General features: G+C 36.9%; 4 protein-coding genes and 2 pseudogenes. All 6 read right to left on the minus strand.

Annotated features, from left to right (window positions below):
• A partial coding sequence (locus tag FWJ34_RS16060; RefSeq protein ID WP_308256356.1) for a Calx-beta domain-containing protein occupies positions 1-4990 on the minus strand: 4990 nt, incomplete at its 3' end.
• A gap of 266 nt (positions 4991-5256) precedes the next feature.
• Complete coding sequence (locus tag FWJ34_RS16065) at positions 5257-5475, minus strand: hypothetical protein (protein WP_308256357.1); 219 nt, start codon at positions 5473-5475, stop codon at positions 5257-5259.
• A gap of 236 nt (positions 5476-5711) precedes the next feature.
• Positions 5712-6503 (minus strand): DUF2887 domain-containing protein, encoded by a 792-nt coding sequence (locus tag FWJ34_RS16070; RefSeq protein WP_308256358.1) that lies wholly within the window; start codon positions 6501-6503, stop codon positions 5712-5714.
• Between the two features lie 13 nt (positions 6504-6516).
• Positions 6517-7821 (minus strand): annotated as a pseudogene (locus FWJ34_RS16075) (IS701 family transposase).
• 74 nt (positions 7822-7895) lie between these two features.
• Positions 7896-8039 (minus strand): annotated as a pseudogene (locus tag FWJ34_RS16080) (DUF2887 domain-containing protein); the annotation flags it as partial.
• Positions 8040-8046: 7 nt separating this feature from the next.
• Positions 8047-8420: DUF4351 domain-containing protein (locus FWJ34_RS16085; protein ID WP_308256359.1), on the minus strand; the 374-nt coding region annotated here is incomplete at its 5' end.

Here is an 8420-nt window from a genome sequence, read left to right on the forward strand (position 1 = left end):
CCGCCCAATTAACATTATTCGCTCCGGTGGTTGTACCACTGCGAGTAACGGTAAAGGTAAAGGCTTTTGTACCGCTATTTCCTTCTGTTTGGTTGGCATTGGTAGGGGCGATCGCCAAATTAGTTGCGAGAGGAGTCGTAGTTTCAAAGGTTAAAGACCAACCACCGCTAATAGCTCCTGCATCTCCACTGACATCATCTATTACATATAAGCTCCATACTCCATTAGGATTGGTGTTGTTAAAGACTGATAAATCGGCATTGTACGGACCAACTGGGGCGGGAGAATCAAAGAGATCACCATCAAAAGCGTCAAAATCTGTCGGTTTATAAGTACCGCTTGTAATTAAATTTTCATCAGGAAGGCTATTGGTGGCGGTGGGATCAAATGTTAAGGTAACACCTGTTAATTCACTACCTCCTCCAACATCGGACATTAAGAGGGTTTTTGCACCGGTAGGACTTACCAAGAGAATATCAATGTCATCGGGAAAAGTGTGACTCAGATTATTGAGGGTGACGGTAACTTTACTGATATTACCACTTAATCCTGACACGGTAATGGGAGAAGGATAGGGAGTACTCGAGCCAAAGTCAGCAATAGAAATAGGTGACGTGTTGCTAAAGGTATTACTGGTTGCTCCATCATCATTTTGAATAGTACCGATGGCTGTCGGGGTTGTAATAGTTGCCCCATTGGTGGCATTAGAAAGAGTCACGGTAAAGTTTTTATTGGGTTCTACAGTGGTATCTCCTTGTACGTTTACTGTAATTACTTTACTGGTTTCTCCGGCGGCAAAACTGACTGTACCTGTAGGTAACACTCCGCTGGCAAAATCTGTAGCATTAGCCGGATTTGTACCTGAACCTGTCACTGCCCAATTGACATTATTAGCACCGGTGGTTGTACCACTACGAGTAACGGTGAAGGTAAAGGCTTTTGTGCCACTGTTTCCTTCTGTTTGATCTGCATTGGTGGCGGCGATCGCTAAATTTGCGGATACATCATCATTTTGAATAGTACCGATGGCTGTCGGGGTTGTAATAGTTGCCCCATTGGTGGCATTAGAAAGAGTCACGATAAAGTTTTTATTGGGTTCAACGGTGGTATCTCCTTGAACGTTTACTGTGATTACTTTACTGGTTTCTCCGGCGGCAAAACTGACTGTACCTGTAGGTAACACTCCGCCGGCAAAATCTGTAGCATTAGCCGGATTTGTACCTGAACCTGTAACCGCCCAATTGACATTATTAGCACCTGTGGTAGTACCACTGCGAGTAACGGTGAAGGTAAAGGCTTTTGTGCCACTGTTTCCTTCTGTTTGATCTGCATTGGTGGCGGCGATCGCTAAATTTGTGGTAGGATTCACAGCGTCTGTAATTAGAATTGTGCGATCTGAAAATATGAGATTTTCCACATCAAATAGGCTATCAATACCATCTCGGTTAGATAATAAATCTGTAATAGTATAAACACCATTAGAGCCTGTTACTTGATATTGGGAGAAAGTCCCCACATAAAGGGCAAAATCGTTATTTGCACCTCCTGTCAGACTATCATTACCTACACCTCCTGTTAGAGTATCGTTACCATCCCCACCTAAAAGAGTATCGTTTCCATCACCACCACTGAGGTTATTGTTACCCGTGTTACCAGTAATAAGATTATTTAAGGCATTACCCGTACCATTAATAGCTGTTGTACCTGTTAAAATCAGATTTTCGACATTGGCCGGTAAAGTAGTTGTTACGTCGGTGAATAAAGTATCAGTAACTGTTATTGTCACACTAGAGTTACTTAAATTGGCATTACTAGGATTACTTAAAGTTAAGTTAAAATTCTCATCAAACTCATTGACAGAATCATTGAGAATGGGAATAGTAATAGTTTTACTGATTTGTCCAGGAGAGAAAGTTAAAGTTCCACTGGTAGCCGTATAATCTGAACCTGCTATAGCGGTTCCGTTCGCCGTGGCATATTGTACCGTTACCGTTTGACTACTTACTTGAGAAAGAGTTACCGTATAAGTGAGATTTTGAGGACTTGTTAGCCCTTCGACAATGGTTTGACTAGGGCTAATAATTATTTGGGGTATGTCATCATTTTGAATAGTACCGATGGCTGTCGGGGTTGTAATAGTTGCCCCATTGGTGGCATTAGAAAGAGTCAGGGTAAAGTTTTCATTCGGTTCGACGGTGGTATCTCCTTGTACGTTTACTGTGATTACTTTACTGGTTTCCCCAGAGGCAAAACTGACTGTACCTGTAGGTAATATTCCGCCGGCAAAATCTGTAGCATTAGCCGGATTTGTACCTGAACCTGTAACCGCCCAGTTAACATTATTAGCTCCGGTGGTTGTACCACTACGGGTAACGGTAAAGGTAAAGGCTTTTGTACCGCTATTTCCTTCTGTTTGATCTGCATTGGTAGGGGCGATCGCTAAATTTGCGGATACATCATCATTTTGAATAGTACCGATAGCGGTTGCGGTGGTAATGGTTGCCCCATTGGTAGCATTAGAAAGAGTCACGGTAAAGTTTTCATCTGGTTCTACAGTGGTGTCACCTTGAACGTTTACTGTAATTACTTTACTGGTTTCCCCAGAGGCAAAACTTACTGTACCTGTAGGTAATACTCCTCCCACAAAATCAGCACCATTAGCTGGGTTAGCACCTGAACTTGTCACTGCCCAATTGACATTATTAGCATCGGTGGTATTCACACTGCGAGTGATGGTGAAGGTAAAGGCTTTTGTACCGCTATTTCCTTCTGTTTGGTTGGCATTGGTAGGGGCGATCGCTAAATTTGTGGGAGGTAAGTCATTATCTACCAGATTAATGGTAGCTTGAGCATCCAATCCCACTATATAATTGCTATCAGTACTTAAAGCAATATTAATGGTTTCTGGGCTTTCAAAATCAGTGTCGTCAATGGGGGCAATATTTATTGTAGTTGTGCTATTATTAGGAGGAAAAGTAATACTAAATTGATCAATCAGAGAATAATCAATGCCATTGGTTGCAGTACCAAATAAGGAGTAAAAAACTGTCAAAGGATTATTGGTATTGCCAGTCCGAGTCAATGTAAACGTACCAGTATTGGAGGAACTACCTGAATCTGTTTCTGCTGCATCCGAATCCGTTGCAACAATAGAAATCGTTGGTTTTGCACTTATGAGAACGTCATCATAATCTAATAATGAACCAGTACTATTATTATTAGATTCATTAGTTTCTGTTACTGAATTCGTTGAATCAACAATCATCCCGATATAGTAATTACCCAGAGTAGCATTCCAAAAAGAATCACTTAGACTGGGCAAAAATAGAGTTTTACTTAAGGTTGTAGTGGTTGAATTTCCCGACAAATTGCTAACCCAAAAATCTCCTAAAAATTTGTCAGAAATGCTTATGGTAGAATTGGTTGAAAGATAAAAATCTACCCAAAAACCATTTATAAATCCTACTTCCGTATTTTTGACCTTAAAATCCACCGTAAAAGAGTCCCCAGCCTTTAAAGAATCTGGTTTTGCCTCAAAATAAGCACCTGATAAATCTCTTTTATGTTTGACAGTAATCATACTTCCGTCAATAATACCCGTATTATTATTATTGTCAAATTCAGACATTATCGACCCAAAAGTATAACCCACATGATAATCACCTTCAGGAATATTTGGAAAACTGGTGTTTAAAGTAGCATAACTTTGAGTGAAGGGATCTATCGCAGAGATATTAGCTTCACCAATTTTGTGATCACTACTACTAATTGTTGTGTTTGACGAGGCATAAAAGGAAACATTGATAGTTGGTTCGACTAAATATAATCCACCATCAACCCTTGCCGTACCATTATTACGAATACGGGCGTTAAAAGTAATAGAATCACCGACATTTACATTTACGAAAGAATTGCTAGCGTCATTTATAGAATTGCTAGTGTTATTATTACGAAAAGAAGAAGAGTTAAAACCCCACCAGTAATCATGATCTGCAAAATCTGGTTTATCTTGAGGTTTTCGATTAGCTATATCAAATTGAATCCAGCTTTTAATAGCATCAAATTTACTTTGTGTAATTCGTGAATATCCATTATGAGCACCACTTCTTTCAAAATAAGACGTTACTCCATAAATTGTCCGAGCAGAAGTATCTGGATTATAAACCCAAACTGGGCCACCACTATTACCTTGGACATTATCTAAATCCGTACTTAGTAATAAGTTTGTAGTTGTACTTGTTATAAGTCCAGACTGATAAATCATATCCAAGTTATCACTTACACCATCTCCGTCACTATCTCGTAAATCCCCTGGATATCCAGCATTATTGACTAAAGTATTATCAGCAAAATTATTATTCCAGCCATAACCAAACCACCCTGTGTGGTCGCCTACATTACGATCTAGTGTAATTAACCCAATATCCCAATCGAAATTTCGATCATTGAACCAACCATTAAAAGTTCGCAACCATTGTGTTCCCACTCTGCCATAAGGTTGACTGGCTGGCATTCCATTCCTTAAAGCTCCAGTTGCTCCAAGAGAGATTTCAATAAATCCGTCTGTAATCTGTTGCTGATTTCCATCTGTTGAATCAGGAGTATCGTCTGTGATAACATGACCTGCTGTCAAAAAATGAAAAGGAGAGATCATTGCACCTGAAGCTGTTATTGTCCCACCATTTGGCATTGTTATGGTTATAAGACCCACCGAACTAAAAGGAAATGAAGTAGTATTAATTATACGAGTACGTCCATCAGAGCCAAATATAATTCCTTCTGGTTGACCATCACCATTTCCATCAATTAATCGAGAAGGAATAATATTGGAAAGAGATTGCTCAAATTCTAGTTGAGGATCACCATCTGTAGCTTGTTCTATGGCAATAATCTGATTATTTAATACAACAGAGGCTTTATCGTCTTCTTGCTTGATAGCCCCTAACTGACTAGGTGTTAACTCAATTTCCCGAACAAGATCGGAAAACAACTCCCCTTCATCCCTCGAAGTATCAGTCGCATTTAGACGTGCATCAACCGAACCCCCTTGTAAAGTGAGATTGATCCCCTCTAACTTCCCTTGTAAAGTGGGATTGATCCCCCCTAGCTTTCCTTGTAAAGTGAGATTGATCCCCCCTAGCCTTCCTTGAGAAAGGGGGAATAATTGTTGTAGATATTCTGAGGTAATGTATATTATATTCGTATCTTTACTGTAAGCACCGTTAGCACCGTTTAAGTCACTTTGGTAGTGAATCTCTAAAGCAAGAACTCTATTTGTTTTTTTTTAATTACAATATTTCCCAGATTAAAACTAGGATTAGCCCATAATGGTCGATAAAATTCGGAGTTGATACCCTCACCGAAGGCTAAGGTTAGTTTCTCATGAAATTGAGGATCGGCAGTAAATGAGAATAACTGGGAATTGACTAAATTCAAGGCTGAGGCAAGAGTTGGAGGTAAAACTTGATTACTCATAATCGATGGATGGAAGTACAAGAAAAATTATTACGGCAAGACTAACATAATTTTTAAAATTTTGGTGAATTTTGTCGCTAAGGTCACGAAAACTTAACATTTGCCTGTTCGTAGTAGTCATCTTTAGATGACGTTTGAAATATGGAAGAGGCGATCGTGCAGTGCCACTTTTAGTGATGGAGTTCGAGGGTTTTTTGGGATGTAGGATTAGACTTTATTTAATCCCACCTACTAACTCAATTATGATTGATTAACCAATTTTGTAAATCGGAAATATTCTGAAAATCTAACAAGGCTTCCCCTAAAGATTCTAACTGAGGAATAGAGAGCGATCGAACTTTTGTTTGTAATTCATCGGATAAAGTACCACAACGGCGATTTAACAGACGGATAACCATATTTATTTCCGTAATTTGTACAACTTGTTGATAAAAACGAGTTTGGGTGATGTCGGCTTCTCTTAAATTAATCATTTTTTGTATCTGTTCGATGGTTAATTGTGGAAATTTATTTACCAGTATAGCTTCTACTAAATCTAATCTTAAGTTAAAGTCCTCTTTATTTTCTGCACTTTCTAAGATTTTATTTGCTTCGGATACTACCTTATTTTCTGGAGTTACTATTAATTTCAATAACGCCAAATTCGGACTTAAATTTTCTGCTGTTAATAAGTCTGATAAAAATAATCTTTGCACTTGATTATTAAGTAAATATTGATAGGGTATTTCACTACCTAAATCTTGATTTCGATCATTTAAAATCAATAACCCTCGCCAATTTCTTTTAACTTTATACTGATGGATATAGATAAATATTCCCCCAAAATAACGACTGTAAAATTCTGTATCTTTCTGCATTTGTGCCTCCAGAAAGACTAAGGGCAAATTGTCGTCATCCTCCAAGGGTGTTAATAATCCATCAAGGCGTAACTCTTTTTCTTTAACCACGGGTGCACTATAATCGAATTGACAATCTTCAGGAATTTCGGGGATTAACCCTCTTTTGTCAAACTCCGAATCAATTATCAAAAAATAGTAACAATTATCCCGTTGGAAAATATAATTTAGAATCGTGAGCTATCGATAATAAATTATTCAATCCGTTTAATAATCCTGATGAATTTACTATTTTTAACCATGGTGTTATTAACCAAAATAAGATTAATGGTTCAATCATCCTCACTATTTTCTTTAAACTTTTTTTCCAAGTATTTATTTGGTTTTTTTCTTCTATTTTTTCTTCTTCTTCTTTCTTTTCTTCCCCTGAAAATAGCAATTTTCTAAATGGTTTTGTTTGCCAACTTACCATGGTGTAAACACTATTTATTATCTCCCACCATTTCTCAATACTTTCTATTTTTGTCAAACGATAATCTTTCCACCCTAATTCTTGTTTACACTGCCTAAATCCATATTCTACCCATGTCCTTTGACCGTACAAATCCCCTAATCTTTTTTTCAAATTTCCCTGACAATTGGTCATCACAAAACTGGTTGAATTTTTCGGTAAATTTTCTATATCTGTGGTCATTTCCCAGTATGTTATTTTTCTTTTTTTCCCATAAATTATTTCTCTTATGTATCTTATTTCTGTTTTCCCATCACTAAATGTACGAATAAATTTACACCATTTATTTGCTCTCACTCTTTGATTTGATGCCATCCACACCCCATGATTACTTCTTATGGACACCACATATTCTAGTTTTAACTCTTCTAATACTTGTAAAAAAGTGCTACTTTCACCATATAAACTATCTGCTAATACTAATTCTATATTAAATCCTAATTCTTTTAATTGTCTCACCATTTGTCCAGTTATTTCTGTTTTAGTTTTATATTTATCTCCTACTTTTAATCTCGACTTTGGTTTATATGTTTTTGTCATTAATGGAAAAGTTATATTCTGATAAATACCATAAACATTAACTTAGACAAATCCTTGAGCTATTTTTCCCACATTTCCTAAATATTGTCGGGCTGTATAGTCTGTTTTATTACCTTTTTTTCTATCCCCTGTTTCATCCACTACAAGAATTATTTTTTCTTCCTGTAATATGGACACTAATTTATTTAATCTTCTTTGTTCTAGTTCGGATAATAACCAAGGTGATGATGTAAGAAAATGGTGTAAGGATTGTGATGATACTCCCAGTACTTTTTCTAATTCTGGTAATGATTTTCGTTTAAGATTAGAGATTATTCCTAAATGTAATAACTTAAAATATTCATAACTTCTCACATCTGGAAATAAATCCTGATAGTAGGCACAATATTGATCCACTAATGGTATAGTGGATTCTGGCGTTCGGGGTAAATGTTTACAAACTTGTTCTGCTACATCCATTATTATTTATGCCTCCCAAGTTCGATTTTTCTTTTTATTCTATTATTTTATCTCGGAACATAACAAAAGAGGGATAATCCATCAAGGCGTAATTCTTTTTCTTTAACCACGGGTGCACTATAGTCAAATTGACAATCTTCAGGAATTTCGGGGATTAATTCGGAAATTAAAGAAGGTTGACTTAAAAAGATTCGATAAAATAACTTATCAGTTTTCATGAGGTAATTAAGACTCTGATTCAGTGCTATTAGATTCTAACCAATTTTCTAAGTCGGAAATATCTTGAAAATCTAACAACGCTTCCCCTAAAGATTCTAACTGAGGAATAGAGAGCGATCTAACTTTTGTTTGTAATTCATCGGATAGAGTACCACAACGGCGATTTAACAGACGGATAACCATATTTATTTCCCCTAGTTGTGTGCCTTCTGTACGACCAATTTGTAACCCCTCCGTACGACCAATTTCTAAGACTTGTTGATAAAAACGAGTTTGAGTGATGTCGGCTTCTCTTAAATTAATCATTTTTTGTATCTGTTCGATGGTTAATTGTGGAAATTTATTTACCAGTATAGCTTCTACTAAATCTAATCTTAAGT

The organism is Geminocystis sp. GBBB08 (assembly GCF_016743215.1).
Taxonomy (GTDB): Bacteria; Cyanobacteriota; Cyanobacteriia; order Cyanobacteriales; family Cyanobacteriaceae; genus Geminocystis.

Excerpts from the sequence above, each read along its gene's own strand:
- FWJ34_RS16065 (WP_308256357.1), bottom strand. The coding sequence starts at position 5,475 with ATGAGTAATCAAGTTTTACCTCCAACTCTTGCCTCAGCCTTGAATTTA.